This is a genomic window from Mesorhizobium sp. B2-4-2, from assembly GCF_006442845.1.
Lineage (GTDB): Bacteria > Pseudomonadota > Alphaproteobacteria > Rhizobiales > Rhizobiaceae > Mesorhizobium.
Map to the genome: position 1 here is coordinate 566,256 of NZ_VFVM01000001.1, position 25,504 is coordinate 591,759.

A 25,504-nucleotide genomic window follows, 5' to 3' on the forward strand; every position below is an offset into this window, starting at 1 on the left:
AAGTCACGCCAGGGGCCGAAGGGCAATGACCGCTTCAGCCCTGCGGCCCTGTTGCCTTGCCTGTCACTCTCAAGGCGAATGAATATGTGTAGGCGATCTCCTCCAGCCGGGAAAACCGGCCGGACGCGCCGGCATGGCCCGATTCCATGTTGATCTTGAACAGGACCGGATTGTCGCCCGTCTTGCGCTCGCGCAGCCGCGCCACCCATTTGGCCGGTTCCCAATAGGTGACGCGCGGGTCAGTGAGACCGGCTAGCGCCAGGATCGGTGGATAGCCGAGCGCGGCGACATTGTCATAGGGCGAGTAGGCGGCGATCGTCCGGTAATCGTCCGCCGACGCGATCGGATTGCCCCATTCAGGCCACTCCGGCGGGGTCAGCGGCAGGCTGGCGTCGAGCATGGTGGTGAGCACGTCGACGAAAGGCACCTCGGCAACGATGCCGCCGAAACAGTCCGGCGCCATGTTGGCGACCGCGCCCATCAGCATGCCGCCGGCGGATCCACCTTGCGCGACGATGCGGTCATGCACAGTGTAGCGTTCGGCGACCAGATGGCGTGCACAGGCGATGAAATCGGTGAAAGTGTTCATCTTGTGCGCCCGCTTGCCGTCATCGTACCAGCCATAGCCCTTGTCCTTGCCGCCGCGGACGTGGGCGATTGCAAAGACAAAGCCGCGGTCGACCAGCGAGAACCAGTTGGTGTTGAAGGCCGCCGGCACCGTGATGCCATAGGAACCGTAGCCGTAAAGCAGGCAAGGCGCGGAGCCGTCCAGCGGGGTATCGCGGCGGTACAAGAGCGAGACCGGCACCAATTCGCCATCAGCCGCGGGCGCCATCAGCCGACGCGTGACATAGCGCTCCGGGTCGTGGCCGGACGGCACCTCCTGGGTCTTGAGCAACACGCGCTCGCGGGTGCGCATGTTGTAGTCGAAGACCTGCGCCGGCGTCGTCATCGATGAATAGGTGAAGCGCATGATCTCGGTGTCGTATTCCAGGGATCCCGACAGGCCGAGCGAAAACGCCTCCTCGTCGAAGGAGATCAGGTGTTCCTCGCCGGTTGCACGGTCGCGCACGACGATGCGCGGCAGGCCCTCCTTGCGCTCCAGCCTGACCATATGGTTCTTGAAGCCGATCACCGACAGGATCAGCCGGCCGGCCTCGTGCGGAACCAGTTCCTGCCAGTTGGCGCGGATCGGATCGCTCGCCGGCGCCGTCATGATCTTGAAGTCCTTGGCCCCATCGGCGTTGGTCAGGATGAAGAAAATGTCGCCGCCTTCCTCCATCTCGTATTGAAGACCGGTCTCGCGCGCCGCCACCAGCTTCGGCTCGCCAAACGGCTCGCCCGCGCTCAGCAGCCGGTATTCCGATGTCTCGTGGTCGTTGATGGCAACCATGATCCATTCATTGGAGCGCGTGCCGCCGACATTCATGAAGAAGCCGGGATCATTTTCCTCATAGATCAGCCGGTCGCTTGCCGGATCCTGCCCAAGCGCATGGAACAGCACCTTGGAGGGACGGTGGTTGGGGTCGAGCCGGGTGTAGAAAAACCCGTCATTGGCGGCGTTCCACACCCCCGAACCGCCGGTGTCTGGAACCGTGTCCGCGAGTTCCTTGCCGTCGGAGAGGTCGCGCACCCGAAGCGTATAGAATTCGGAGCCCTTGTCGTCGAACGCCCATAAAAGCTTGCCATGGTCGGCCGAATGATCGACGCCGCCAAGCCGGAAATAGGCCTTGCCTTCGGCCTCGGCATCGCCGTCGAGCAGGATATGCTGCGCGCCGCCGTCCCGCGGCATGCGGAAATAGCGCGGCTGCTCGCCGCCGAGTTTGAAGGAGGAGCCATACGCGTAGGGTCCGTCCTTCATCGGCACGGAAGAATCGTCCTCCTTGATGCGACCCTTCATCTCCTTGAACAGCCGCTTCCGCAAATCGGCCGTGTCGGCCATCAGTTTCGACTGGTAGGCGTTCTCGGCTTCGAGATGGGCGCGGATGCCCGCATCGAGCAATGCGGGGTCCCTGAACATCTCCTGCCAATTGTCGGCCCGCAGCCAGGAATAGTCGTCCGTTCGCGTGATACCGTGATGCGTGTCGAAAACCGGCCGCTTCTCGGGCGTTGGCGGGGTGACATCCGGGAATGCAGAAGTTTTGGTCATTGCGTCTCGCTTTGGAAATGTCCTGAATGGCCAATGAACACGCCGATCAGCGCGGGTTCAAGAGCCGGGTCTTATTGCTGCGCCGGGCTCCAGAAAGCGGGCCGGGAGGAGAAATAATGTATATCTATGCTCGCACCGTCGCGGCTCTCGCCGTCGTTTCCGCAACTATGGCCATCGCCGGCCAATCTCATGCGACCGTATTCGCCGCTTGGCAAGTGGCCAACGTGCCGTTCGGCGACACGCTCAACGTGCGCAAATATCCCTCGGGCACGTCCCAGAAACAGGCCGCATATCCGAACGGCACCGTTTTGCAGATGACCGGACGATGCACTGGCGGGACGAACCTGCTCGACATCGCCAATCAGCCGGCATGGAAGCAGCAGCAGGCGGTTCGCTATCGCTGGTGCGAAGTCTGGCATGATCCGGCGAAGAACGGCGGTTTTGTCACCGGGTGGGCCTATGGCAAATACATCGCCCCGTATTGAGTGATCCGAGCTGGTCGGCTGCACGACGCGTGAGGGCCGGCAATGGCCGAGGTGGGGCAACCTATGGTTTTGTGAAAGGGGGTGAGCAACCAAGATTGCCGGCGCGATCGCCAAGCAAAGCGAAGCACTCGGAGATGCTTTGTGAGTTAGCGCGAATGTAACGGTTAGCTAACGCTGCGTCACCGGTCGCTGGTTTCGCCTGGGAAATATCGAAAAATTACATCGTGCACGAAAGATTGAAGCTGATCCGAAAATATTTGATCAACATCGTTCAATATAGTGCAAGGATCGAATTGACTTACTTGCTAGGTAGGTTCATTGATGCCCCCGCGACACGAATCGCAGAAGCTCTGTCTGCACAAAATTCGTGCAATGCCTTGCCTGTAAAAAAGGGCGCACTAAACTAACTCTCGTTGGGGCCTGAAGACCATGGATATTGTCGAAACACCTTCCAGAAACAGCGACGCGCTGATCGAGCTGACCGCCGACGTGGTGGCCGCCTATGTCAGCAACAATCCCGTGCCGGTCGGCGAACTGCCGAACCTCATCTCCGATGTCCATGCTGCTCTCGGGCGTGTGGGCGGAACCGCCGAACAGCCGCCCGCCGACAAGCAGAAGCCGGCAGTGAACCCGAAGCGCTCGGTTCATGACGACTACATCGTTTGCCTTGAAGACGGCAAAAAGTTCAAGTCGCTCAAGCGTCACCTGATGACCCACTATGATCTGACGCCGGATCAGTATCGCGAAAAGTGGAACCTCGACCCGAGCTACCCGATGGTTGCCCCGAACTACGCGGCCGCCCGCTCCCAGCTCGCCAAGAAGATGGGGCTCGGCCGCAAGCGCAAGGCCCGCTAAGCATTTGCTGCCAGGTGAGTACACTTGGTATCGCAGAATGCGGCTCAAACGATAGATAGAGCCGGACGGACAGTTCAACCGGATCGATATCGGCGCCTTCGGGCGCCGTTTTACTTTGCCGGCCGGGCCGGGACAGAGCTGGTAACAGTGCGCGGTACGATGCGATCGGCTGGCCGCGGAGGCGGTATCAGGCCGTCTGCTCGAGCGCGGCCTCTGCGTCGCGCCTGATGCGCTTGACCATCGAGCGAAGGCCGTTGGCGCGCTGCGGCGACAGGTGCTCGTCCAGGCCGAGCGCCTTCAGCGTCGCTTCCGCATCGATTTTCTGGATTTCGCTGGCGGTCTTGCCGGAGAACAGCGCCAGCATGATCGCCACCAGCCCGCGTACGATATGGGCGTCCGAATCGCCCCTGAAGGTGATGACCGGATCGCCGCCCGGTCCCCGTTCGGTGGTAAGCCAGACCTGGCTGACACAGCCCGGCACCTTGTTGGCGGCGGTGCGTTCCTCGTCGGGGAATGGCGGCAGCGCCTCGCCGAGTTCGATGACATAGCGATAGCGGTCCTCCCATTCGTCAAGGAACGAGAAGTCGTCGCGGATCGTCTGGATCGTGGTCGTCATGACAGCGATATAGTCATCCACCGTCGCCGCGTCACGGAAAAACAAGGACACCGCGGGCGTCGAGAGGCAGACTGCCCGCGGTGCGCCGTCGAAACGGCCTAATTCTTTACCGGCAGGTTGACTGTCTCGGGCAAGACGACTTCTTCTTGAACGCTGCCGGTCATTGTGGAGATGTCGGGGCCTGCGGACTTGTCGTCCAGCATGGCGGCCGCGATCTTGGCTGTCTCCTTGGCCCTTGCGGTGATGGTGTGCATTGCCGACTTGCCGGTCTCACAGACATCGGGCTTGCGTTCGCAAATGCCGGCGATGTCGCCGACCGCGTCGCGGGCCGCGAACAAAGCCTGGATCGGGCCTACGCTTTCTTGACCCGGCTCGGAACCGACGCCCAGCGGCAGTGCCAGCAGCACCAGCGAAAACCAGAAAGCCATTCTCATCAGGAAGAACATGCTCGCCTCTTGTCGTGACCGGATCATGCATCCATGAGCATGACCTCTTTTGTGGGCGGGATATTGGCACACAGGCGCAAAGGACGGCTTGCGGGTTGGCCGAGAATTTTCTTCAAATTTGAGGCAAATTCGAAACGAAGCGTTTTGCTGTCGATTTGTCTCAGATTGGAACCATTTTTCTTATCATCCATTAGCCATACACCCCTTTGTTTCTATTGCGTTTTCCACAAAATCAGGCGGTCGGTGCGCTGCGGCTGGCCAGGCTTCGGGCGGCCCCTGCGGATAACCCTCCGTTTACTATGGTGGCATTTGCCCGCCTTTTCGGGCGCTCCCATCCCGATATTCGCCGTGGGCCGGGCCTTGGGTCGGCCCTGCCTTATCCATTCTTTAAAGGCTGGGTGCGAGTTTCAGGGTCAATCAAAACGATCTGCAAAAGCAGAGCTGTTCACGACGAGTGCGGGTGCGTTGAGTTGATGCCGATCAAGGCCAGATACGTTGAATTGCCTGGGGCAATGGCCGCCGGTTGTGAACGTATGGTCCATCCCTCCATTCTTGGGCTGGACGACCGCGAGCGTCAGCGCCGCTTTATCGGCGCCATGCTGGCCGCTCCGTTCTTTGCCGCCGGTGCCGCGGTCACGCTCGTCACGTCAGGCATGGGCGCAGCCGTCACCGTGGCCGCCATCTTCGCGGCCTTTGGTCTTTGCTGGTTCATCGCCTTGCTGGTGGCCGCGACCGGCAGGATGGATCTGGCCGGCCGGGCCGCGCTGGCGATCGCGGGACTTGCGCTCGCCGGTCTTGTTGCCGCTGCCGGCGGGCTGAGCTCTCCGGTCGCGATGCTTTTCGTGGCGCTGCCGTTCGAAGCCTGGTGGATCGGCGCCTCGCGCCGCGCGGCGCTGTGGGGAGCCGTCTGCGCCTTCGTCGCCATTATGTTGCAGCCTGTGACGGCAACCGTCCTCCCGCACGCCGCGGCGCCGGTCGCCGCGTGGCACTGGCTGCTGCCATTGGCCTGGGCGCTGACGCTGGTGCCGCGTATATCGGCGGTTCGCAACACGGCGGCTGCGGCCGACGTAGGGGACACCGGCGATCGTCTGGAAGACATGATCGACGCGGTGGTCCTGCGCGTCGCCCGCCATGGCGAGGTTATCGATGCCTCGGCAAAGGCGCGTACGCTGTTGAAACTGCCCCCGCAACTGCTTTGCGGAACCGGGCTTTTCGATCGCGTGCATCTCTCGGATCGCGTCTCCTATCTCAGTGCCTTGGCCGACATGCGAGACGGGGCGCTGTCGCGCAGGCTGGAGTTGCGCGTCAGGCTGCCGCAGGACGGCAATGGACAGAATGGCAATGGCCCGGCAGACAACTATCGGCCGTTTTCGCTCGAACTGATGCGCGCTCAGGAGCAGGGCGACGTTTTCACGCTTGTGCTGCGCGAGAACGACGAGGTCGCCCGGTTGCGCGAAGACCTCGGCGCCGCCAATGACGCGGCCGCCGCCGCCGAAGTGGCGAAAGGGCGCTTCCTGGCGGTGGTGAGCCACGAACTGCGCACGCCGCTCAATGCCATCATCGGATTCTCCGACATGCTGCTGCACGAGATGTTCGGCGCCTTCAAGGATCCACGGCAGAAGGAATATGTCGGTCTGGTGCGCGATTCCGGCCAGCATCTGCTTGCCGTCGTAACCTCCATTCTCGACGTATCGCGGATCGAATCGGGCGTCTATGCGACCGAACCGGAGCCATTCCGCTTCATGGAAGCCGTCGACATGTGTCAGCAGATGATGCGGCTCCAGGCGCAGGCCAAGAACATCGATCTCAAGGCGCAGATCGCGCCGGACGCCGGCGAAATCAACGCCGACCGGCGCGCCGTGCAGCAGATCCTCATCAATCTCGTCTCGAATGCGATCAAGTTCACGCCCGATGGCGGCGATGTCGTCGTCGGCGCCAAGCGGATCGGTTCGCGCCTGCATTTCTGGGTGCGGGACACCGGCATCGGCATCGCCGAGGAAGATTTCGCCAATCTCGGCAAGCCGTTCATGCAGATCCAGAACGACTATACCCGTCGTTTCGAGGGGACCGGCCTTGGCCTGTCGCTGGTCAAGGGACTGGTGGCGCTGCACGAAGGCACCATGTCGATCGAAAGCATGCCGGGCGAGGGTACCACGGTCACCATCAGCCTGCCGGTGAACGGGCCGAAAGGGCGGCCGGCGGACAAGGCCGGGGTGCTGACGATGCCGCTGGCCAGGGCGAAAGGGGACGGAAATGGCGCGCTCCGCAAAACAGCCTAAGGCGGCCAAGCGCCGCAGCAACGCCTTCCAGGACGGAGCCGTCGCCATCGGCGGCATGATTTCGCGCAATCCCGTCCTGGTGGGAGGGTCGACGGCATTCCTGGTGACGCTGTTCTACGTTTCGGCGAATGCGCTGTGGTACCAGCCTTTTCCGCATGCCGGCGCCTTCTTCGCGACCCGCAGCATGCAGGGCGTTCCGCACGCGGCCGCTGATGAGCCGGAGACCACCTTCAACATCGTGCGGCCAGGTACCGCGCCGGCGCCGGTCAAGGGCGATCCGGTGGTGGAGCAGGTGCAGGGCATATTGAAGGATCTCGATTTCTACGCCGGCACGGTCGACGGCATTTCCGGACCCAACACGCGCAAGGCGATCCAGGCCTATCAGCAGAAGGTTGGGCTCAACACGTCCGGCGAGATCGACGCGCTGCTGCTCGATCAGCTGGGCGCGACCCCGAAAACCGCCGCCGTGCCGAAACCGCAACCGCGTCCCGAAGTGTCGCAGGCGGTTCCAGTGTCGCTGCAGACCGATACGGCTTCCCAAGCGCCGGATCCTCGCATTGTCAAGATACAGGCCGGGCTCAAGGCCTTCGGCAATGACGACATGCAGCTCGACGGCGTCGTCGGCGCCCGTACCAAGGCGGCCATCAAGGAATTCCAGTCGCTGTTCGGCCTGCCGCAGACCGGCGAGCCCGACGAACTGGTCTATGTCAAGATGCGCGAGATCGGCCTGACCAACTGACGGCGCAAACAACGGCTCGCCCAGCGGTGTAAATACCGATAGATAGCCCGCATGCTGTCCGGACTTTTCTCATGCGCGTGACCACGGATCTCTGGGTATCGGCCCTGTTGCGTCGGGTTTTCGGCGCGGGCGGGTTTGCCGCCGTGGTCAAGCGCGGCGCGACCGAAGCCGGCGCCGTGTTCGTTCTAACGCGGAGCCGGCTTGGTGAAATCGCTCTCTATGGGCCGGCGCCACAGACGAGCTACGATTCGGCCAAGCCCGACGACCGTTTCTTTAGCCTTCTCGCCACCGCCGCCGATGCTTCGGTGCTGGACGCCAGACTGGAGCGCGAGAAGAAATTCGATCCCGACATCTGGGTGGTTGAGATCGAGGCCGGCGCTGTTCCTGTCGAGGAGCTTATTTCCGTGAAGATGTCCTGAGGCCAGGGAAGGCCGCTGCATCGTCACTGTTCGACGCCTCGCGGCTGGCGCTGTTGGTGGGGGCGGCGTCGCGAACCACATCGGACAGGGTCACGGCCTTCCATTCCCGCACCTTGTCCAGCGCCGCGTCGCGGTGCAGGAGCCGGTAGCGATCGAGGAAGGTGCGGATCGCCTGCGGATGCGGAAACTCGCGGGAGTAGACGGCAACCGTGATCAGGAATGCCCGGTCCTCGCTGAGGTCGAGCGAGCGCAGCGCCGTCAGCAGCGGCATGTAATTCTGGTTCGCCGTCAGCAACCTGGCCGTCGAGAAATCGATATCGAGCGCATCGGCGAGCGCGGTCTGGAAGAAGGCGGCGTTTCCGGTCAGCGCCGTCTCGCGCAATTTGGCATAGGTATCGGCTCCGGTGAACGGATCGACCTGCGCCGCCTGCGCCTCCTCGCCGGCCCGCATCATGGAGCGCAGCCTGTGCCGCGCATTTTCGGCACCAACGCCCGGCGTCTGCTGCCTTGTCGCGCTGTCGGCGGCCGGCGCCTTCAAGGGAGCGGTTTGTGCCGGGGAGGCTTCCGCTTCCGGATCGCGTACCCGCACCAGCATCGGCCTTTCCAGCGCCCTGATCAGATCGGCGATGGTCGGATTAAGGTTCTTGCGGCGCGCGATCGCGCGCGCATGCGGCAGCCCGTGCCGGCCGATCAGCGCAATGAGGTCGATGTCACTGACTGCGCGCGAGCGGATGAGCAAGGGGGCGGCGATGTCTACCGGCTCCTCGCACAGGCGCCGCACCAGCCCGGCCGGAGCATATTCGCATTCAGAGAGGGCCGCCGCCACGTAGCGGCGCGATTCGACGGACACGTTGTCGAACAGCGGCAGCGTCAGATCTTCGAGCTGGCCGATCTCCCGGCGGGACGGCCGCGTAAGCGAGCAGAACGCAGACACCGCTGCGCGGAACAGCCTTTCGGCCTTTCCCGATTCCGTCCCTACCGCGATTTGCCTGAAGTCCGAAGATGACACGAGGGATACGCCCGATACTCTATACACGCCTGACCATGCTCGACCGGAACCATGTCGGTTTCGCGATTGCCAAGAACAAAGATCAATTTAGCTGGGATCCGTTAGCGCTCCGTTAACCCTCTGCCGGCCTTAATGATATTTGGAGGCGTTGCGTTGTGCTCCGGGGCAACCGAGAGGAATACGCGAACCATGGGCATGGTACTGTCTTTCGTGCCGAGAACGGCACCAACCAATCGAGCAAAGCAAACCACCGAAATACCGGCGGCGGTGATCATCTTTCCCGGTATCCGCTATGAGCGGTCCACCGCAGGGGAAGCGCGGCCTGCCGGCCCTGACAAGCCGGGAACGCCACGCACGCCAGTGCCGCACCACTGAACGTTCTTGAGGCCGAGGCGGGAATCATCCCTGCGGCACCGCCCTTGATTGTTCTGATGCGGATTGTCCGGGCCGCGGTCTAAAAGTCCTGCAGCTCGCACGAACTCTGCTCCAGAAAGCGCGACACGATCGACTTCCAGCTGTCGTCCGGCACGAAGCTGCGGATGACGAATATGCCCTCGTCGATCGGCGCTTCGACGAAGATCGCTCCCTGAAGCTCTTCGGGAAGGTCCCTGCGCATGTCGATCATCTGCGCCGGCGTCAGCACCACGGCATCCAGCTTGCCCCCGGTCGCCGTGTGGTCGTTGAATGAATAGATGTTGTGGCCGTTGCGGTCATAGACCGACACCGACCAGAAGGGCACATTGCCCGGCGCTCTGATCCTCACCATTCCCTCCTCGAGGTCGAACCGGCAAGCCGTCGCATAAAACAGCGGGTCGACCGATTTCACCACCGGCGCGCCGCCCGCCTCGGCATCGAGCCGGGTCATCCGGTACAGATCCGACGCCATCGACAGCCGCGACCAGGCATCGCGTTCCGAGAATTCAGGCACCAGAAGCAGCACGACGATATGCACGATACCGGCACCGACGAGGCCGAGAAGGACGGCATGCACAAGTCTGCGCGTCGCGGCGTAGACACTACGCATCGCAGCCGACCTTGGTGATCTTGGGCAGCGAAACATCCGACAGGCCGGTGCTGCTGGCGATCGGCGTGTCGTAGAATGTCAAGACGAAATACATCCTGCCGGAACCGTCGGTCAGCAGCCAATTGCCGGGCATCGGTTGATGGCCGACGGAAATGAGCACCGAATTGTCGGATTGGCGCAGCACGCCATAGGATTGAAGCGCGGCAAGCCGCGATTTGCCGGTCTCGACCACGCCGAGCGATTGGTCGGCGGCATAGAGGGTCCAGAATCGGGCGGTCGGAAATCCGCCTTCGATCGTGTAGGTACATTCGCGCCTGAGTTCTCCGCCAGCTGCGTCGTCCTCGGCGACAAAGGACAGCCCTTCGGCGCGGCCGAGCGCGAGCACGCCCTCGCGCGCCACGCGGGCCTTGGAATAGGGGTCGGCTGCGGGTGTGCCGATATCGGGAAAGGCGGTCCACTGGCCGATCCTGATCGCCCCGACGCCGTCCTGCATTTTCAGCGCATACCAGACGCTGGCGCCGCCGCCGCCGATGGCTATGGCAAGCGAAAGCAGCGTCAGGAAGGCGTTCTTGAGCATGAAAGGCCGGGCGCATGAAGAATTGCCGCTCGGGGATATCGCGGCGCGGGGTCGTGTGGCAAGCCGCAGGACGCGGATTCGCAAGGTGTGGCTTTTCCATCTTCCCGAAGGCAGAAGGGAAGAGGCGCCGCGATCACAGCGCCGACAGCGTTTCGGGCGGAGCCGATGCACCGAGCCTGCGCGCCGTTTCGAACAGGTGGGTCATGTCCCTGAGCGTCTGTGTCGTCCGGCTGGACAGCACCGGCGGCCGTTCGGCGGCGGCATCGGCCGCTGCCTGTTCCTCGCTCTTCTTCTGCGCTTCCGCGGCCTTGGCCGCGATCTCCTCGTCGACGAAGGGCTTGTCGATGCCGGGGATAGGCTTGAGGTCGATGTTCTGATGCGCATAGACCATGAGCCGCTGCCACACCATCGCCGGCAGCGAGCCGCCTGTCATGTTCTTGGTCGGGGTGAAATCGTCATTGCCCAGCCAGACGGCCGCCGTGTAGTTGCCGGTGAAGCCGACGAACCAGGCATCGCGGTAGGATTGCGTCGTGCCGGTCTTGCCGGCGACGACGATGTTGGGGATCTGCGCGCGCCTGGCGGTACCCATCGCCGGTACCGCGACAAGCATGGTGTTCATCGATTTCAGCGCCTGCTCGGACAGCACGCGGTGCGGCGGCGGCGCATCCTTGGCGAAATCGTAGACCACCTCGCCGGTGCGGGTGACGAGCTGCGTGATGCCATGCCTGGAGCCGACGAAGCCGTTCTGCGCGAACACGCTGTAGCCCGTCGCCTGGTCCATCACGGTCATGCCCGAGGTGCCGAGCACCATGGTCTTGTGCGCTTCGAGCGGCGATTCCACGCCGAATGATTCCGCCATCGCCTTGATCGGCCCGATGCCGAGATAGTCCTTGGCAAGCCGCACGGGCACCGTGTTGATCGACTTGGCCATGGCCACGATCAGCGGGACCTTGCCCGCCGACTCGCCACCGTAATTGTGCGGCGACCAGTTGCCCCAGCTGATCGGCCCGCCTGATACGATCGAATTCGGCGTAAAGCCGTGCTCCATCGCCGTTGCATAGACGTAGGGCTTAAAGGAGGAGCCGGTCTGGCGCAGTGCCTTGGTGGCGCGGTTGAACTGGCTGGCGCCATAGTCGCGGCCGCCGACGATCGCGCGCACCGCGCCGTTGGTCTCGATGACCACCACGGCGCCTTCGGTGACGTTGTACTCCTTGCCGAACTGGCGCAGGTGGAACTCCACCGACTCTTCTGCCGCCTTCTGGATGTTGGCGTCGAAGGTGGTGTGCGCCACCAGCGAGTGCTGCCCGGGCTTGGCGATCTTCTTGACCTCGTCGAAGGCCCAGTCGAGGAAATAATCGGGGCTCTTCTGTTCGCCGCGGTCGACGACATCGGCCGGATGCAGCCTTGCCTGCAGCACCTGGCCCTCGGTCATGAAGCCGGAATCGACGAGATTGGACAGCACCACATTGGCGCGCGCGCGCGCCGCCGGCAGGTTGATGTGCGGCGCGTATTTGGTCGGCGCCTTGAACAGGCCTGCAAGCATCGCCGCCTCGGCGAGATTGAGGTCCTTGACGCTCTTGCCGAAATAGAAGTCCGCCGCCGCCTCGATGCCGAACGTGCCGCCGCCCATATAGGCGCGGTCGAGATAGAGCTGCAAGATTTCCTTCTTCGACAGATTGGCTTCGAGCCACAGCGACAGGAAGGCTTCCTTGATCTTGCGCTCGAAGGTGCGCTCATTGGTCAGGAACAGGTTCTTGGCCAGCTGCTGCGTGATGCTGGAGCCGCCCTGGACGACCGAGTTTGCCCGCACATTTTCGAAGATTGCGCGCGACAGGCCGAGAACGTCGATGCCGTAATGGTCGAAGAAGCGCCGGTCCTCGGTGGCAAGCACCGCCTTGATGACGTGGTCCGGCATTTCGTCGACCGGCACGGAATCGCGCTGGATGATGCCGCGTTGGCCGATCTCGTTGCCATAACGGTCGAGGAAGGTAACGGCGAAGTCGCCCTGGGCGCGCCAGTCGCCGGCCGTGTCCTGGAAGGCGGGAATAGCCAGCGCCAGCATGACGACGATGCCGCCGGCGCCAAGCGTGAAACCTTCGCTCAAAAGCTCGACGATGCCACGGCGCCAGCCGTTGACGCGGAAACGCCGGGAGAAAATCGTCGCGCCCTCCCAGAACTGGCGCGCCTTGAACCCGATCTCGTAGAGAGAAGAATCGATCCATGCGTCGAGCGCCAGCAGCCGGGCGGCGATCGCACCTCTTCTCTTGCGTGGTTCAGGACTGACCATTCAAAAACCCGGACGGCTATGGCGCGGCCTGAAAACCAAGCGGGCAGTTTCAGGGCGACGCCGCCCTGACTATTCATCCATTTGCGGACGCCCACAAGGGTGGCGAGGACACACCTGCAGGGTTTGTTGATGGGGGCGGTACAAACCGCCATTCACCCGCCTGACGCTGATCAGGCGGGCGAAGATGGGGTTGCCGTTCCGGGCTCAGGCCGCCTCGCGCTTCAACGCCTGCGCCATGCAGTGGATGCCGCCGCCGGTCTTGGAGATCTCGCTCATGTCGACGGCCGCCACTTCGAAGCCGCGCGCCTTGAGTTGACCGATCAGCGACTGGCTGGATGTCGGCGCGATCACCCTGTCCTTGCCCAGCGACATGAAGTTGCAGCCGAGCGCCATCGTGTCCTGGAACGGCACGTCGATGATCTCGTGCCCTTTGCCCCTCAGCCAGTCGACGATCCCCGGCTCGGTGCAGGCGAGGCAGACGGCGGTGAGCTTTTCCGCGATCGGCACCACCATCAGGTCGATATGGACATAGTACTCGTCGATGAAGGCGATTCGTGTTTCCCAACCCTCTTTTTCGAACCAGGCCTGCACCTGCCGGGCGCCTTCTTCCTGCGTGCGGGCGCCGCCGCAGCCGATCAGCACCACGCCATCCTCGATGACGTTGAAATCGCCGCCCTCGAAGGTGCCTGCGGTGACCATGTCGTAGATCGGGATGCCGAGTTTTTCATAGGTGCGGATGGCGGCGTAATTCTCGCCGCGCCGCCACCAATTGGCCATGGCGGTGATGATGGCGCCGTACGGCGTCATTACGCTGGAATCGCGGGAGTAGACCTGCATCGGCAGCTCCGGCGTCGGCTCGTGCCAGTGGATGTTGACGCCGAAATGCTCGTAGGCCGCGACCAGATCCTTGTGTTGTGCCTGCGCGATCTGGATGTTGCAGGGCGCCTCGCGCAGGTGCTTGCGCGACAGGGAGCTGGTCGAGAGATGGCGCAGGAAATTGGGCGAGCCGAGCAGCACGTCGGTCAAGACGTCGGTCTCGTTGGCGAAACCCCATGATGTCAGCGGCTTGGTGCCGCCGGCCGGGTTGCGGCGCTGCAGCGAAAACGGCTCGGCGATGATGCGGTCATGAACGGTCATGCGGTTCTCCTCGTATGGGCGTTTGCGGTCATTGCTTGCTTGGTATCCACCAGTCGCGGCCGCGCGGCGTGGTGACATATTCCGGCCAGCGGAAGTTGATGGGCGGATCGTAGTCGCAGAGCGGGGCGATCCAGGTCGAACCGCCAATGCCGCCGCCGGTTCGGGTGACGAACTCGTCCATCGCCATGTCGCGCGCGGCCTTGTCTTCCAGCAGGCGAAGGGCGGATAGCGCGACGGTCTTCGCCGCGCAGATGACCATCGGGTCGATGGTCGCCGGGATGCCACCCAGCGCGTTCATCGCCCAAGCTGGAAAAACATGACCGTTTGCCGAACGCAGGGCAGGGCGGGCGACATAGAAACGCGCCGTCGGCGCGTGCCAGCTCATATCGGTGTAGTCGTCCGAGGTCGAGTTCACCTGCGACGGCGGCAGGTCGCGGCGCAGGATCGCCTCTGCCTCCTGTGGTGCAATCAGCCGCTCCAGCTCGTCGATGAAGGGGTTTTCGCTCGCCACCCCACCGGCATTGACCTGGATCTCGCGGGCGATCTTCTTCGCCGCCTCGTCCCAGCGGGGCGGGCCGACGCTCGCCAACGCCTCATAGGCGATCCCGGCCATGGCATGATTGGCCAGCCCCGGCCGCGACTTCGAAACCCAGTGCCGTTCGTAGCGGCAGCCGCTGATCGCGGCGGCGGCCGAGGCGTTTCGGTCGAGCACGGCGGTGACCTGCTCGGCCATGGCGATGGTCGGAACACGGATCATGTACTGGATCTCGGCAAGGCCTGCCGGCAGATTGTCGGCGGTGGCCTGGCCCGCCGTCAGGATCGCCTCGCTGATCGACCAGCCGCCCTGGTGCGGCAGCATGGAATCGCGCAGCGCCTTGGAGGCTATGTACATCGTCATCAGCGCGTCGTTGGCGCCGGGCGCGCGAACCGCCGAATGTGCCTGCGGGATCGGGGCGCCGTCGCCGGCGGCGCGTGCCCAATTCTCGGGCTCATCGCAGATGAAGCGATAGATCATCGCGTAGGCAGCGCCGCAATGGGTGTCCCAGCGCGCAGTGTTGCAGAGCGGCAGCATGTAGAAGGGATGGAAGGAGATCATGCCGGCAAGGCCGTCATAATAGCCTTTGGCTGCATGGATCGGTTTCGAGCCGCGCACCTTCTCCGCCGGCTCGCCGGTGAAGCGCAGCGTGCCTGCAATGCCGTGGCGCTGCATGGCGGCCTTTGTGGCGAGCAGACCGCCCAGGCTGGCCATGCCCAGGCCCGAGTGCGGATCGGTATGGCCGCCGGCTTCGGAGCCGAGCCCTGGGCGGGGCCGCTTCACCGTGGCAGCGTTCTGGCAGTTGCCGGGCACGGCGTCATATTCGGCATACATGCCGATGGTCGGACCGTCTCCATTGGTCCAGTGGGCGCAGAAGGCCGTCGGCATGCCCGCGGAGCCTTCCTCGACCGCAAACCCCTCGCGCTTCAGCCGATCGACATACCAATCTGCCGACTGGTACTCGCGCCAGGCGGTCTCGCCGAAGTCGAAGATGGTGCGCGTCCAGGCCGACAGCAGCGGCTGGATGCCGTCGAGGCAGGCAAGAGCGGTTTCTTGCGCCGATGTCGTCACCGGTTTTTCCATGCGCCAAAGAAAGCAGTGAAGCGGCTTGCCAAAAAGTGATATGTTTTCCCGGTTCGTGCAAATTCGGTTCACCTCTTGAGAATTCCATCGACGCAGGCGCTGCGCGCCCTCGACAGTTTCGCCCGTCATGGCAGCGTCTGGCGCGCCGCCGACGAATTGCACCTCACCCGCAGTGCGGTCAGCCATCAATTGCGCTTGCTCGAACGCGACCTCGGCTTCGATCTGCTGGAGCGCATCGGCAAGGGCGTGGCGCTGACGCCGCGCGGCCAGCGCTATGCCGCGGACGTGCGCAAGGCGCTGACCGTGCTCGGCGACGCGGTGGCGCAAAACGCCGGCACCGGGGTCGGCGGCTCCTTCGCAGTCTCATGCACACCAGGCTTCGCCTCGCTGTTCTTGTGCACCCATATCGGCGAGTTCCGGCAGATGTATCCGGACGTGGCGCTGAGCATACTGACGCCCCGGCGGCTCGACGACGTCAGCAATCCGGACGCCGACGCCTTCATTGCCTTTGGCGTCGGCAACTGGCCGAACCGCGTGGTGGAACTGCTGTGCGATATCTCGTTCACGCCGCTCTGCAGCCCGACGCTACTCAACAAAGTGGGCGGCTTTTCCAAGCCCGCCGACGTCCTGCGCGCCAACCTGCTGCATCTTGGCGATACGGAGGACTGGGCGCGCTGGCTGGCGCTGGCCAAGGTCGAGAACCCCGACACCGAGGGCGGCATCTTCTTTTCCGACATGAACCTCGTTTTCTCGGCGGCGATTGCCGGCCAGGGCATCGCCATGGGGGACGAGCTGACCAGCCGCCGGGCGCTGAGTGAGGGCCGGCTGGTCAAGCCGTTCGAGACCTCGATCCCGTCGCCGCGTTCCTATTTCCTGGTTTCCGAGCACGCCAAGGCGGGTCACCCTGTGCTGGAGGCGTTTGGGGGATGGTTGAGGTCGAAGCTATCGGAGAACAGGTTGCGGACATATTGAGATCAACTGATCTCCCCCAGGAGAGGTGAATTTCGCGGCTCCAGCGTCGCCGGCATTCGCCATAGATGAATCAAATTTGCCGATCAGGCGAAAACTATTCGGTTGCGGTGAGCCTTCGCGCTGCCTACGATTTCCCCCAGCCACCAAGGAAGAGGCAGGATGCAGCAACCCGGCCGGGCCGCAGAGATCAAGGCGAACGGGATCGGCAAGAGCTTCGGCTCGTTCCGTGCGCTGGACAATCTGACGCTCAATATCGGCCGCGGCGAGTTTTTGACGCTGCTCGGCCCCTCCGGCTCCGGCAAGACCACCTTCCTGATGATCCTGGCCGGCTTCCTGCAGCCCAGCGAGGGCCGCCTGTTCAGCGACGGCGTCGACATTACCGACCGGCCGGCCGAGCAGCGCGCCGCCGGCATGGTGTTCCAGGGCTATGCGCTCTTCCCGCATATGAGCGTCGAGCAAAACATCGCCTTTCCCCTCAAGGTGCGCAAGAAATCTGCCGCCGAGATCAAGCGTAGCGTCGGCGAGATGATAGAGCGCGTCGGTCTGCTCGGCCACGAGAAGAAGCTGCCGGCGCAGCTTTCCGGCGGCCAGCAACAACGCGTGGCGCTGGCCCGCGCGCTGGTGTTCGAGCCGGGCGTGCTTTTGCTCGACGAGCCGTTCTCGGCGCTCGACAAGAGCCTGCGCGGCCAGATGCAGGCCGAGATGAAGCGCCTGCACCAGGAGACCGGCACCACCTTCGTCTTCGTCACCCACGACCAGAGCGAGGCGCTGGCGCTGTCCTCGCGTGTCGCCATCTTCAACCATGGCAAATTGTTGCAGGTCGGAGCGCCTGACGAGGTCTATGACCGGCCCGCCAACCGCTTCGTCGCCGAGTTCCTGGGCGAGATCAATATGCTGCCGCTGAAGGGCGTGCGCGTCGCCGACCATGGCGCGACCGCGCTCTGCGAAGACCGGGCAATCAAGCTGCGCGGCAACGCCGAAGCAGTGGATGGCAATGCCATCCTGGCGATCCGGCCAGAACATATGTCGATAGCGCGCGAGGCGGCGGCAGGCGAGAACGGCATAGCTGCCACCGCGATCGGATCGACCTATCTGGGCGCGGCGACCAAACTCGACCTTACGACACGCCAAGGTGCGAAGGTGACCGTCTCTGTGCCGAACGAGGTCGCGGCCGCGGCACTCAGCAAAGGCAATTCCGTCTGGCTGACCTGGCCGGCGGAAAAGGGTTTCCTCCTTCCGGACGGAGGGCAATGAGCACCGGCGCGGCCTGAATTCGCCGCACCGGATTCCGGATTCGATCAACGAAAACAAAGGGGAACTAACATGAACGATACCAAGAAACAGGCCATCGAAACGCTCTCCGAAAGGACAAGGCGCGGTGAGATCTCGCGCCGGCAATTCACGCAACTTGCAGGCCTCGTGCTTGCCGGCACGCCGCTGCTGCTGCGCTCGACCAAGTCCTTCGCCGCCGCGAAGGAACTGGTGCTGGTCAACTGGGGCGGCGACGCCATCACGGCTTACGACGCCGCCTATGGCCAGGCTTTCACCAAGGACACCGGCATCACCGTCAAGATGGATGGCTCCGGCCCGACCGAAGGGGCCATCGCGGCACAATTTAAAAGCGGTGCGCCGACCTGGGATCTTGTCGACGTCGACCCGTTCTCGGCCATCACGCTTGGCGCGCAAGGCATGCTCGAGCCGATCGACTACACAATAGTCGACAAGAAGAAGATGCGGCCGGGTTTCGGCTGGGATTACGCCGCCTCGACCTATTTCTTCTCCTATGTGATCGCCTACGATTCGCAGAAATACGGCAGCAATGCCCCGACCGGCATGGCCGATTTCTTCGACGTGAAGAAATTCCCCGGCAAGCGCTCCCTCTACAAATGGGGCGTGTCGAGCTGGGAGGCGGCTCTTCTCGCCGACGGCATCGCGCCGGCGTCGCTCTATCCGCTCGACCTCAAGCGCGCGCATGACAAGATCGCCGCGTTCAAGGAGAACGTCGTCGCCTATTGGGGCGGCGGCGCGGAAAGCCAGAGCGTGTTGCTCAACGGCGAAGCCTCGATGGCGATCGTCTGGTCGACGCGAGCCTCGCTGATCGAGCAGGATTCGGGCGGTCAGATCAAGTTCATCTGGGACCAGGGCCTGATTTCGCCCGGCGCACTGGCCGTGTTGAAGAACAACCCCGGCGGCAAGGACGCGGCGATGAAGTTCATCGCCAGCGCGCAGGACCCTGCAAAGCAGCTTGTCATGTTCGACAAGCTCGGTCAGGGCCCGGCCAACCCGGCTGCCGACGCTCTGGTTCCCGCCGACAAGAAGCGCATCAACCCGGTCGATCCCGAGAACATGAAGAAGCAGATCCCGCTCGACATGGACTGGTACGCCAAGAATTACGGGGCGGCGCTGGACGAATATACCAAGATCATCTCCGCCTGACCGGCGCTGGGCTGACATGAGAGGCGTTCTCTCGGATAGGATGGGCGCGGCGCTGCTGATGGCGCCGCTGCTCCTGTTCCTTGGCCTCGCCTATGCCTGGCCGTTCCTCGGCGTGGTGAAGTGGAGCTTCACACTGCCGACGCCGGGGCTTGGCCAGTACGGCGCGCTGATAACCGACCCGCTGGTACAGTCGGTGTTCGTCCGCACGCTGCGCATCGCGGCGATCGTCACCGTTGTGTCGGTTGCCGCTGCCTACGCCATCACCGTGGTCTGGGTGCGCGGCAGCCCGGCGCAGCGGGTGCTGGCCGAATTCTGCATCCTGGTGCCGTTCTGGATATCGGTGCTGACGCGCGCCTTCGGCTGGGTGGCGCTTCTCTCCAACCGCGGCCTGATCAACACCTGGCTGCAGTCGATCGGCTTCATTAGCGAACCGCTGACGCTGGTGCGCAACGAATTCGGCGTCATCGTCGGCATGACGCACTTCCTCATTCCTTTCGCCGTCTTTCCGCTGGCGTCTTCCATGCGCAGCCTCGACGAGCGTGTGCTGCTCGCCGCGCGCGGGCTGGGTTCCAGCCGCATGCGCACCTTCTGGACGGTGTTCGTGCCGATGACGCGCTCCGGCATCATCGGCTCCGCGCTGATCGTCTTCGTCTTCTCGCTCGGCTTCTTCGTTACGCCGGCGATCCTTGGCGGTGGCCGCAGCGTCATGATCGCCGAATTGATCTATCTCCGCATCTTCCAGAGCCCGGACTGGGGGCTGGGTGCTGCCATCAGCGTGGTGCTGGTGTTGTTCGTCGGCATCCTGATGGCGCTGCTCTTCCGCTACGTCAGACCGAAGCAATTGGTGTAGCCTATGCCGACCTATCGCCCCGGTCCCGTCTCGCTTGCCCTCGCCGTCATGGTGGCGCTGTTCCTGCTCCTGCCGCTGCTGGCCGTGATCCCGGTCTCGCTGACGCCCAGCCGGATGCTGGCGATGCCAACGGGCGAGTTGTCGCTGCGCCACTACCGCTCGCTGGTCGAGGATCCGCGCTGGCTTCAGTCCATCCTGCTCTCGATCAGGATCGGCATCGTCAGCAGTGTTATCTCGACGGTGCTGGCACTGTGCTTCAGCCTTGGCGTGTGGATGTTCCAGCCGCGCTTCACCGCGGCTCTGGTCGGCTTCGTGCTGTTGCCGATGGTGGTGCCGCCGGTGGTCTCGGCGGTGACGCTCTATTTCCTGCTCACCTCGATCTCCGGCGTCAGTTCCTTTTTCGGCTACGACACCTGGCTGGGTGTGGCCATGGCGCATTCGGTGATGACGGTGCCCTTCGCCACGGTGCTGATCCTGGTCTCCCTCAGCCAGCTTGACCGCCGTATCGACCTCGCAGCGCGTGGCCTTGGCGCCAGCGTCTGGGAGCGCGCCACGCGCATCATCATGCCCAACATCAAATTCGGCATCGTCACCGCGGCACTGCTGTCCTTCGTGCTCTCCTGGGAGGAAATCGGCGTCACGCTGTTCATCACCTCGGTCAACGCCATCACGCTGCCCAGGTTGATGTGGATGGGTCTGCGCGACAATATCGACCCGGCGATCGCGGCCCTTTCAGTGATCCTGATCGTCATCACCGTGCTGGTGCTTGCAGTGCGCAGCGTTGTGGTGCGGCTGCGTGGAGGACAATGACCGGGGGCCTGTCTGCCTCAGGGGATTGTCACAGGGGTAAAACTGCTAGCAGAAGCGCACCGAGACCCGGCCGAACCTGCCCAAATCGCCGATGACTTCGTCGCCGGCCTCGACATTTATCGGCGTCACGCAGGTGCCGGTTATCACCACTTGCCCCGGCTGGAGCGTTATGCCCAGCCCCGACAGTTCGTTGACGATCCAGGTCAGCGCAACACGCGGATCGCCCAACACGGCTGCTCCTGATCCGATATGCTGCGACTTTCCAGAGACAGAAGCGGCCACCGGGTGCTTCGCGAAATCTACGTCACGCCAATCGTCTTCCGCCGCCTCGCCGATGACGAACAGATTGGCACAAGCATTGTCGGCGATGAGCTGCGGCGCGCCGACAGCGCAGAAATCGTCATAGCGGGAGTCCGGTATTTCGATCGCCGGATGCAAACTCGCCACGGCGTCCACTACATCACCGATTTCATAAGGCGCCGGGCGAGGCGGCAACTGACGGCCGAACCGGAAGGCGAATTCGATCTCGGCGACACGCATCTTGCTTGTCGCCAGGGAAACGGAGCCACCGACCTCGACCGCCTTCTCGGCGAGGAGGCGCCCGGCCATCGGGCCGTCGACGTTGATATGCCGCTGGCCGGCCAGGCTGGTTGCCGCGATCTTCCAGCCGAAGAGCGGAGCCACTGAGCGATCCATGACGTGCGACTGGATGGCGTAGCCTTCGGCCCGCGTCTTCGGCCGCAATTCCTCGGGGATGGCGTCGAGGCGGGTGCCCTTGTCCCAATGGCCTACCAGGAGGCGCGACGCGGCCCTGGCCTTTTCTGGATCGAGCATGATCAGCTCCTGAAATTAGGAAATGCGGCGCTGCCGGGCGTTGCTGATGCTTGCGGTTCGCAAAGGGTACCCGCTATTCATCGTCGCTGACGAGATTGTCGGGAAGTCGTATTTTCGAGATCATCGACATTCATCATCGTGACAACGAATCGGCAATCGTGTTCGTTCAGTAAATGGCTATATATGGCAAAGCGTCTGGAGTGCGGAAGAGCTTCTGGCAAGCAGGGTCGGTACGCACCGGGTGAGGGAGAAACGATGACGGCGCCCGGCGATTTGCAACAGGCACTGTTTCTGAGGCTAAAAAGCGATCCGTCCCTGTCGGCTCTGCTGGGCGGCGCCGGACTGCGCGAACAACCAACCGACAACGTCGCCTTTCCCTATGTGACATGCGGCCAGACCTGCGCCTTTGACTGGGACACCGGCGCCGAGAACCGCGACGATCAACTTATTACGCTGCATGTCTGGTCGAAGGCCCATGGCGAAGCCGAAACGCGCGCCATCATGGATGCCATCGAGGCGCGCCTTGCCGACGCGGTGCTGGAGGTCGGCGCTCGCGGCCAGACACGCCTGTCGCTCGAATTCAGCGAGGCGCGCTATGACGAGGAACTGCTTGTCCATCACGGCCTGCTGCGTTTTCGGGCGCTGACCCAGGAAAACGCCTGACGCGCGCTTTCAATATGAACGAAACGGAGTCTAGACTGGAACTTCATGGGTTTCATCGGGTTGGGCGGTGAAATCTCAATTTGTTTGTCTCGCATTGCAGGGGTGGCGAGCATGGTTTCAGCGGCGATCACCGTTCATTTCACGTTCAGCGCCGATGCGTTACAACGCTGGCCATGAGAACGCTTCGCTCCCATTTCCGAACCGCGACCCTGGCGCTCTGCGCCGGGCTGCTTGCGGTGCCGGCAAGCGTTGCGCCGGCAGCCGCGCAGGATGAATCGATTGTCGTGGCGGCGGCCGACTGCTACGCGATCGGCCAGCAGGTGGCCGAGCAGAATGGCGGGACGCTTGCCAAGGCCTCGCAGTCGACGCGAGGCGGGCAGCCGGTCTGCGTCATCGTCGTGCTCGTTCCGGGCAAGAACGGGCAGCGTCCGCGCCGCTCCGAGATCGTCGTCCCGCAGAACTGACCCCGTCGTTTCCCAGGCCGGCGGAATCGGCCTATAGCTGAAGCAATCGGTCAACAGGCAGTGGTCTTCGCATGCGCGTACTGGTCGTCGAGGATGACAAGGATCTCAACCGGCAGATATCGGATGCGCTGGTCGACGCCGGCTATGTCGTCGACCGGGCATATGACGGCGAGGAGGGCCATTTTCTCGGTGACACCGAGCCCTACGACGCGGTCGTGCTCGACATCGGCCTGCCGCAGATGGACGGCATCAGCGTGGTCGAGCGCTGGCGGCGCGGCGGCCGCAAGATGCCGGTGCTGATCCTGACCGCCCGCGACCGCTGGAGCGACAAGGTCTCCGGCATCGACGCCGGCGCGGACGACTATGTCACCAAGCCGTTCCACATCGAGGAAGTCCTGGCGCGGGTCAGGGCGCTGATCCGCCGCGCCGCCGGCCACGCCTCATCCGAACTGACCTGCGGGCCGCTGCGCCTCGACACCAAGGCCTCGAAGGCCGATGTCGCCGGCGTGCCGTTGAAGCTGACATCGCATGAGTTCCGCCTGCTTGCCTACCTGATGCATCACATGGGCGAGGTCGTCTCGCGGACCGAACTGGTAGAGCATCTCTACGACCAGGATTTCGACCGCGATTCCAACACGATCGAGGTGTTTGTCGGACGGCTCCGTAAGAAAATGGGCATCGACATGATCGAAACCGTGCGCGGCATGGGTTATCGCATGCGTGAGCCGGAGGCGTAAGGCGGAACCGCTCCCTACCAACCCAACCGTGAGCAAGCGGCTCTCACTGCGCTTGTGGCCGCGCTCGCTGACGTTCCGCGTCATCGCCTTTTCCACGGTCTGGGCGATCCTGACCCTCATCGTCATTTTCACGCTCATTACCACGCTCTACCGCCAGGCCAGCGAGCGCGGTTTCGACAGCCTGCTTTCTGCGCATCTGTTCAACCTGATCGGCTCCATCGGCATTTCCGACACCGGCGCGCTCACCGGCGCTCCGGATCTCGGCGACCTCCGCTTCTCGGAACCGAATTCGGGCTGGTACTGGTCCGTCGAACCCGCCTCGGAAGGGGTGCACGGCAATCTCCACTCATCGTCGATGACCAGGACGATCCCGTCGCCCGATGTGGCGGACGTTCCCTTCAACGCCAATTTCCAGCGCAGCTACGCGGCGCAAGGCATCGATGGCGAGGAGTTGGTCGTGTTCGAGAGCGAATTCGTTCTCGATGCCAAGAACCGCGCCGCCCGCTTTCGCGTCATGGGCAACAAGACCGAACTGGAACAGGAGATCGCCACCTTCCAGCGCCGCCTCCTGACCTACCTTTCCCTGTTCGGCGTCGGCATGATCGCCATCAACGCCATCGCCATCCTGCTCGGCCTGCAACCGCTGCGAAGGGTCAGGAACGCGCTCGCCATGGTGCGCGAAGGCACCGCGCAAAGACTTGACGGCCAGTTTCCAGCCGAGATTGAACCGCTTGCCAACGAAACCAATGCCTTGATCGAGAACAACCGGCGTATCGTCGAGCGCTCGCGGACTCAGGTCGGCAATCTCGCCCATTCCCTGAAGACGCCGCTGGCGGTGCTGCTCAACGAGGGGCGGGCGCTTGGTGGCGCCAAGGGGCAACTTATCGCCGAGCAGGCCGCTTCCATGCAGAAGCAGGTCGATCACTATCTCCAGCGCGCCCGCGTCGCGGCGCAGCGCGACAGCGTCGTCTACCGCACGCCGATTACGCCGTTGGTGCAGCGCATGGTCAGGGTCTTGCAGAAGCTCAATCCGCAGACCAGCATGTCGTTGTCGCTGCCGCCGATCGAGATCGTCTTTGCTGGCGAGCGCGAGGACCTCGAGGAGTTGCTCGGCAATCTGCTCGAAAACGCGATGAAATGGGCGAAGAGCGCGGTTTCGGTTTCCGTCGTTCCCGTGGGTGACAAGGACGACAACATGTTCGAGATCGCCATCGAAGACAACGGGCCGGGCATACCCGAGGAAAAAGCGCGCGAAGCGTTGAAACGCGGACGACGCCTGGACGAGACCAAGCCGGGCACGGGTCTCGGCTTGGCCATTGTCGCCGACCTCGTCAACGAGTATGGAGGCATACTGCTGCTCGAACGGTCCGGCATGGGCGGATTGAAGGCGGTAGTGCGATTGCGGAGCCTTCAGTGATGCCTTTCCCCGGCCGATCGACATTGACGGACTGGGCATGTTATGGCGGCGCACCGATTGGCTCCGTAGCCGGCCCAACGGCCAAATTTCCGACAAATATCAACATTATAGGCTCGCCGACTTCTCCGATGACGCGGCCCCCGGCGCATCCATGACAGGCTCCAGCTCAAGAAAACCGGTTGTTGGCATGAAGATTCGCGTCGCACTTGTTTCCGCATTGATGGCCGTTTCCGGCTGCACCACCTTGGGCGGCAAGGCTCCCACCATCGCTGCGACGCCGGCCTCCACGCCACCCAGCAGCGGCAAAGTCGCCACGACGATCATTTCGGCGATGGGCGGCGGCCTCATCGGCGGGTCGGTCGGCAGCGGCCTTAGCGAAGCCGAGAAGCGCAGCGCGCTGGAGGCTGAATACAAGGCGCTCGAATACACCACGAGCGGCCAGAAGGTGACGTGGAAGGGCACCCAGGCGTCCCGCTATGGCGAAGTGGTTCCGGCTCAGCCCTACCGCGTCGGCTCACAGGACTGCCGCCAGTACACGCAGACCGTCTTTACCGGCGGGGCAGGCGTCACGGCGCGTGGAACGGCTTGCCGCAACGCCGATGGCAGTTGGACGCCGCTCACCTGACAGGCTAGCCGGTCCATTTCGGACCCGGCCGGTTGATGTCGATGAAGGATATGCGG

Annotated in this window: 26 protein-coding genes; 15 read left to right on the top strand and 11 right to left on the bottom strand. The window is 63.4% G+C overall.

The window, feature by feature from the left end; translation table 11 throughout:
* Positions 1–34: 34 nt before the first annotated feature.
* Positions 35–2,149 (bottom strand): S9 family peptidase, encoded by a 2,115-nt coding sequence (locus tag FJ942_RS02710; RefSeq protein WP_140567669.1) that lies wholly within the window; start codon positions 2,147–2,149, stop codon positions 35–37.
* A 116-nt stretch (positions 2,150–2,265) separates the two neighbouring features.
* Between FJ942_RS02710 and FJ942_RS02715 the strand changes: the two genes are divergently transcribed.
* Positions 2,266–2,634 carry an SH3 domain-containing protein gene (locus FJ942_RS02715; protein ID WP_140520957.1) on the top strand — a complete coding sequence of 123 codons (369 nt, stop codon included), beginning with the start codon at positions 2,266–2,268 and terminating at the stop codon, positions 2,632–2,634.
* A 429-nt stretch (positions 2,635–3,063) separates the two neighbouring features.
* Entirely contained in the window at positions 3,064–3,489 is a 426-nt protein-coding gene (locus tag FJ942_RS02720) for a MucR family transcriptional regulator (protein WP_095089970.1), read from the top strand.
* A gap of 187 nt (positions 3,490–3,676) precedes the next feature.
* Here the strand turns inward: FJ942_RS02720 and FJ942_RS02725 are convergent, their stop codons facing one another.
* From FJ942_RS02725 to FJ942_RS28405, 3 genes are all read right to left on the bottom strand, one after another.
* The gene (locus FJ942_RS02725) at positions 3,677–4,105 is read right to left on the bottom strand and encodes a SufE family protein (protein ID WP_140495047.1); all 429 of its coding nucleotides are present in this window, start codon (positions 4,103–4,105) and stop codon (positions 3,677–3,679) included.
* Positions 4,106–4,203: 98 nt separating this feature from the next.
* Positions 4,204–4,551 (bottom strand): DUF5330 domain-containing protein, encoded by a 348-nt coding sequence (locus FJ942_RS02730; RefSeq protein ID WP_140494742.1) that lies wholly within the window; start codon positions 4,549–4,551, stop codon positions 4,204–4,206.
* A 23-nt stretch (positions 4,552–4,574) separates the two neighbouring features.
* Positions 4,575–4,742: a hypothetical protein gene (locus tag FJ942_RS28405; RefSeq protein ID WP_181169789.1), complete on the bottom strand. Its 168-nt coding sequence runs from the start codon at positions 4,740–4,742 to the stop codon at positions 4,575–4,577.
* A 342-nt stretch (positions 4,743–5,084) separates the two neighbouring features.
* Between FJ942_RS28405 and FJ942_RS02735 the strand changes: the two genes are divergently transcribed.
* The 3 genes from FJ942_RS02735 to FJ942_RS02745 all read left to right on the top strand — a co-directional run bounded on the left by FJ942_RS02735 (position 5,085) and on the right by FJ942_RS02745 (position 7,988).
* Positions 5,085–6,830: a PAS domain-containing sensor histidine kinase gene (locus FJ942_RS02735; RefSeq protein WP_140494740.1), complete on the top strand. Its 1,746-nt coding sequence runs from the start codon at positions 5,085–5,087 to the stop codon at positions 6,828–6,830.
* Entirely contained in the window at positions 6,805–7,569 is a 765-nt protein-coding gene (locus FJ942_RS02740) for a peptidoglycan-binding protein (protein WP_140494739.1), read from the top strand. The genes FJ942_RS02735 and FJ942_RS02740 overlap by 26 nt, the downstream gene beginning before the upstream one ends.
* A gap of 71 nt (positions 7,570–7,640) precedes the next feature.
* Positions 7,641–7,988 carry a DUF1491 family protein gene (locus tag FJ942_RS02745; protein WP_140494737.1) on the top strand — a complete coding sequence of 116 codons (348 nt, stop codon included), beginning with the start codon at positions 7,641–7,643 and terminating at the stop codon, positions 7,986–7,988.
* On the opposite strand, the gene FJ942_RS02750 is transcribed toward FJ942_RS02745, so the two are convergent.
* From FJ942_RS02750 to FJ942_RS02780, 6 genes are all read right to left on the bottom strand, one after another.
* Positions 7,966–8,997 (bottom strand): DUF2336 domain-containing protein, encoded by a 1,032-nt coding sequence (locus FJ942_RS02750; RefSeq protein ID WP_140897177.1) that lies wholly within the window; start codon positions 8,995–8,997, stop codon positions 7,966–7,968. The two genes, FJ942_RS02745 and FJ942_RS02750, sit on opposite strands and share 23 nt — an antisense overlap.
* A 454-nt stretch (positions 8,998–9,451) precedes the next feature.
* Positions 9,452–10,021 carry a DUF1254 domain-containing protein gene (locus FJ942_RS02760; RefSeq protein ID WP_140897178.1) on the bottom strand — a complete coding sequence of 190 codons (570 nt, stop codon included), beginning with the start codon at positions 10,019–10,021 and terminating at the stop codon, positions 9,452–9,454.
* Positions 10,014–10,598: a DUF1214 domain-containing protein gene (locus tag FJ942_RS02765; RefSeq protein ID WP_140624505.1), complete on the bottom strand. Its 585-nt coding sequence runs from the start codon at positions 10,596–10,598 to the stop codon at positions 10,014–10,016. Before FJ942_RS02765 ends, FJ942_RS02760 begins: the two co-directional genes overlap by 8 nt.
* Positions 10,599–10,731: 133 nt before the next feature.
* Positions 10,732–12,885 carry a penicillin-binding protein 1A gene (locus FJ942_RS02770; protein ID WP_140517962.1) on the bottom strand — a complete coding sequence of 718 codons (2,154 nt, stop codon included), beginning with the start codon at positions 12,883–12,885 and terminating at the stop codon, positions 10,732–10,734.
* A gap of 204 nt (positions 12,886–13,089) precedes the next feature.
* Positions 13,090–14,022, bottom strand: a complete 933-nt coding sequence (locus tag FJ942_RS02775; protein ID WP_140494721.1) for a dimethylarginine dimethylaminohydrolase family protein — start codon at positions 14,020–14,022, stop codon at positions 13,090–13,092.
* A gap of 28 nt (positions 14,023–14,050) precedes the next feature.
* Positions 14,051–15,640, bottom strand: a complete 1,590-nt coding sequence (locus tag FJ942_RS02780; RefSeq protein ID WP_181167740.1) for an amidohydrolase — start codon at positions 15,638–15,640, stop codon at positions 14,051–14,053.
* A 75-nt stretch (positions 15,641–15,715) separates the two neighbouring features.
* Here FJ942_RS02780 and FJ942_RS02785 point away from each other — a divergent pair, with 75 nt between their 5' ends.
* The 5 genes from FJ942_RS02785 to FJ942_RS02805 all read left to right on the top strand — a co-directional run bounded on the left by FJ942_RS02785 (position 15,716) and on the right by FJ942_RS02805 (position 20,708).
* A complete protein-coding gene (locus tag FJ942_RS02785; RefSeq protein ID WP_140494716.1) occupies positions 15,716–16,612 on the top strand; it encodes a LysR substrate-binding domain-containing protein in 897 nt (298 codons plus the stop codon).
* Between the two features lie 159 nt (positions 16,613–16,771).
* Positions 16,772–17,866 (top strand): ABC transporter ATP-binding protein, encoded by a 1,095-nt coding sequence (locus tag FJ942_RS02790; protein WP_140494713.1) that lies wholly within the window; start codon positions 16,772–16,774, stop codon positions 17,864–17,866.
* 69 nt (positions 17,867–17,935) lie between these two features.
* Complete coding sequence (locus FJ942_RS02795) at positions 17,936–19,048, top strand: ABC transporter substrate-binding protein (protein WP_140494711.1); 1,113 nt, start codon at positions 17,936–17,938, stop codon at positions 19,046–19,048.
* A gap of 16 nt (positions 19,049–19,064) precedes the next feature.
* The gene (locus tag FJ942_RS02800) at positions 19,065–19,898 is read left to right on the top strand and encodes an ABC transporter permease (protein ID WP_140559435.1); all 834 of its coding nucleotides are present in this window, start codon (positions 19,065–19,067) and stop codon (positions 19,896–19,898) included.
* Between the two features lie 3 nt (positions 19,899–19,901).
* Entirely contained in the window at positions 19,902–20,708 is an 807-nt protein-coding gene (locus tag FJ942_RS02805) for an ABC transporter permease (protein ID WP_140580854.1), read from the top strand.
* 45 nt (positions 20,709–20,753) lie between these two features.
* On the opposite strand, the gene FJ942_RS02810 is transcribed toward FJ942_RS02805, so the two are convergent.
* Positions 20,754–21,542, bottom strand: coding sequence for a fumarylacetoacetate hydrolase family protein (locus FJ942_RS02810; RefSeq protein WP_140517970.1), 789 nt, complete (start codon positions 21,540–21,542; stop codon positions 20,754–20,756).
* A 255-nt stretch (positions 21,543–21,797) separates the two neighbouring features.
* On the opposite strand from FJ942_RS02810, the gene FJ942_RS02815 reads away from it, so the two are divergent.
* The 5 genes from FJ942_RS02815 (at position 21,798) to FJ942_RS02835 (ending at position 25,448) form a co-directional block, all read left to right on the top strand.
* Positions 21,798–22,205, top strand: a complete 408-nt coding sequence (locus FJ942_RS02815) for a DUF3168 domain-containing protein (protein ID WP_140494704.1) — start codon at positions 21,798–21,800, stop codon at positions 22,203–22,205.
* A gap of 173 nt (positions 22,206–22,378) precedes the next feature.
* Complete coding sequence (locus FJ942_RS02820) at positions 22,379–22,669, top strand: hypothetical protein (RefSeq protein WP_140494702.1); 291 nt, start codon at positions 22,379–22,381, stop codon at positions 22,667–22,669.
* 71 nt (positions 22,670–22,740) lie between these two features.
* On the top strand, positions 22,741–23,406 hold the full coding sequence (locus tag FJ942_RS02825) for a response regulator transcription factor (protein WP_140494700.1): 666 nt from the start codon (positions 22,741–22,743) through the stop codon (positions 23,404–23,406).
* A gap of 28 nt (positions 23,407–23,434) precedes the next feature.
* Positions 23,435–24,823 (top strand): ATP-binding protein, encoded by a 1,389-nt coding sequence (locus FJ942_RS02830; RefSeq protein WP_281405523.1) that lies wholly within the window; start codon positions 23,435–23,437, stop codon positions 24,821–24,823.
* Between the two features lie 187 nt (positions 24,824–25,010).
* Positions 25,011–25,448: a hypothetical protein gene (locus tag FJ942_RS02835; RefSeq protein ID WP_140520719.1), complete on the top strand. Its 438-nt coding sequence runs from the start codon at positions 25,011–25,013 to the stop codon at positions 25,446–25,448.
* Positions 25,449–25,504: the final 56 nt, after the last annotated feature.

What these genes read in the sequence shown, in the direction of transcription:
- FJ942_RS02795 (WP_140494711.1), top strand. Translation starts at nt 17,936, where the DNA reads ATGAACGATACCAAGAAACAGGCCATCGAAACGCTCTCCGAAAGGACA.
- FJ942_RS02820 (WP_140494702.1), top strand. Translation starts at nt 22,379, where the DNA reads ATGAGAACGCTTCGCTCCCATTTCCGAACCGCGACCCTGGCGCTCTGC.
- FJ942_RS02720 (WP_095089970.1), top strand. Translation starts at nt 3,064, where the DNA reads ATGGATATTGTCGAAACACCTTCCAGAAACAGCGACGCGCTGATCGAG.
- FJ942_RS02725 (WP_140495047.1), bottom strand. Translation starts at nt 4,105, where the DNA reads ATGACGACCACGATCCAGACGATCCGCGACGACTTCTCGTTCCTTGAC.
- FJ942_RS02810 (WP_140517970.1), bottom strand. Translation starts at nt 21,542, where the DNA reads ATGCTCGATCCAGAAAAGGCCAGGGCCGCGTCGCGCCTCCTGGTAGGC.
- FJ942_RS02740 (WP_140494739.1), top strand. Translation starts at nt 6,805, where the DNA reads ATGGCGCGCTCCGCAAAACAGCCTAAGGCGGCCAAGCGCCGCAGCAAC.
- FJ942_RS02815 (WP_140494704.1), top strand. Translation starts at nt 21,798, where the DNA reads ATGACGGCGCCCGGCGATTTGCAACAGGCACTGTTTCTGAGGCTAAAA.
- FJ942_RS02730 (WP_140494742.1), bottom strand. Translation starts at nt 4,551, where the DNA reads ATGTTCTTCCTGATGAGAATGGCTTTCTGGTTTTCGCTGGTGCTGCTG.
- FJ942_RS02735 (WP_140494740.1), top strand. Translation starts at nt 5,085, where the DNA reads ATGGTCCATCCCTCCATTCTTGGGCTGGACGACCGCGAGCGTCAGCGC.
- FJ942_RS02775 (WP_140494721.1), bottom strand. Translation starts at nt 14,022, where the DNA reads ATGACCGTTCATGACCGCATCATCGCCGAGCCGTTTTCGCTGCAGCGC.
- FJ942_RS02715 (WP_140520957.1), top strand. Translation starts at nt 2,266, where the DNA reads ATGTATATCTATGCTCGCACCGTCGCGGCTCTCGCCGTCGTTTCCGCA.
- FJ942_RS02765 (WP_140624505.1), bottom strand. Translation starts at nt 10,598, where the DNA reads ATGCTCAAGAACGCCTTCCTGACGCTGCTTTCGCTTGCCATAGCCATC.
- FJ942_RS02770 (WP_140517962.1), bottom strand. Translation starts at nt 12,885, where the DNA reads ATGGTCAGTCCTGAACCACGCAAGAGAAGAGGTGCGATCGCCGCCCGG.
- FJ942_RS02780 (WP_181167740.1), bottom strand. Translation starts at nt 15,640, where the DNA reads ATGGAAAAACCGGTGACGACATCGGCGCAAGAAACCGCTCTTGCCTGC.
- FJ942_RS02800 (WP_140559435.1), top strand. Translation starts at nt 19,065, where the DNA reads ATGAGAGGCGTTCTCTCGGATAGGATGGGCGCGGCGCTGCTGATGGCG.
- FJ942_RS02805 (WP_140580854.1), top strand. Translation starts at nt 19,902, where the DNA reads ATGCCGACCTATCGCCCCGGTCCCGTCTCGCTTGCCCTCGCCGTCATG.
- FJ942_RS28405 (WP_181169789.1), bottom strand. Translation starts at nt 4,742, where the DNA reads ATGGATGATAAGAAAAATGGTTCCAATCTGAGACAAATCGACAGCAAA.
- FJ942_RS02745 (WP_140494737.1), top strand. Translation starts at nt 7,641, where the DNA reads ATGCGCGTGACCACGGATCTCTGGGTATCGGCCCTGTTGCGTCGGGTT.
- FJ942_RS02760 (WP_140897178.1), bottom strand. Translation starts at nt 10,021, where the DNA reads ATGCGTAGTGTCTACGCCGCGACGCGCAGACTTGTGCATGCCGTCCTT.
- FJ942_RS02710 (WP_140567669.1), bottom strand. Translation starts at nt 2,149, where the DNA reads ATGACCAAAACTTCTGCATTCCCGGATGTCACCCCGCCAACGCCCGAG.
- FJ942_RS02835 (WP_140520719.1), top strand. Translation starts at nt 25,011, where the DNA reads ATGAAGATTCGCGTCGCACTTGTTTCCGCATTGATGGCCGTTTCCGGC.
- FJ942_RS02790 (WP_140494713.1), top strand. Translation starts at nt 16,772, where the DNA reads ATGCAGCAACCCGGCCGGGCCGCAGAGATCAAGGCGAACGGGATCGGC.
- FJ942_RS02825 (WP_140494700.1), top strand. Translation starts at nt 22,741, where the DNA reads ATGCGCGTACTGGTCGTCGAGGATGACAAGGATCTCAACCGGCAGATA.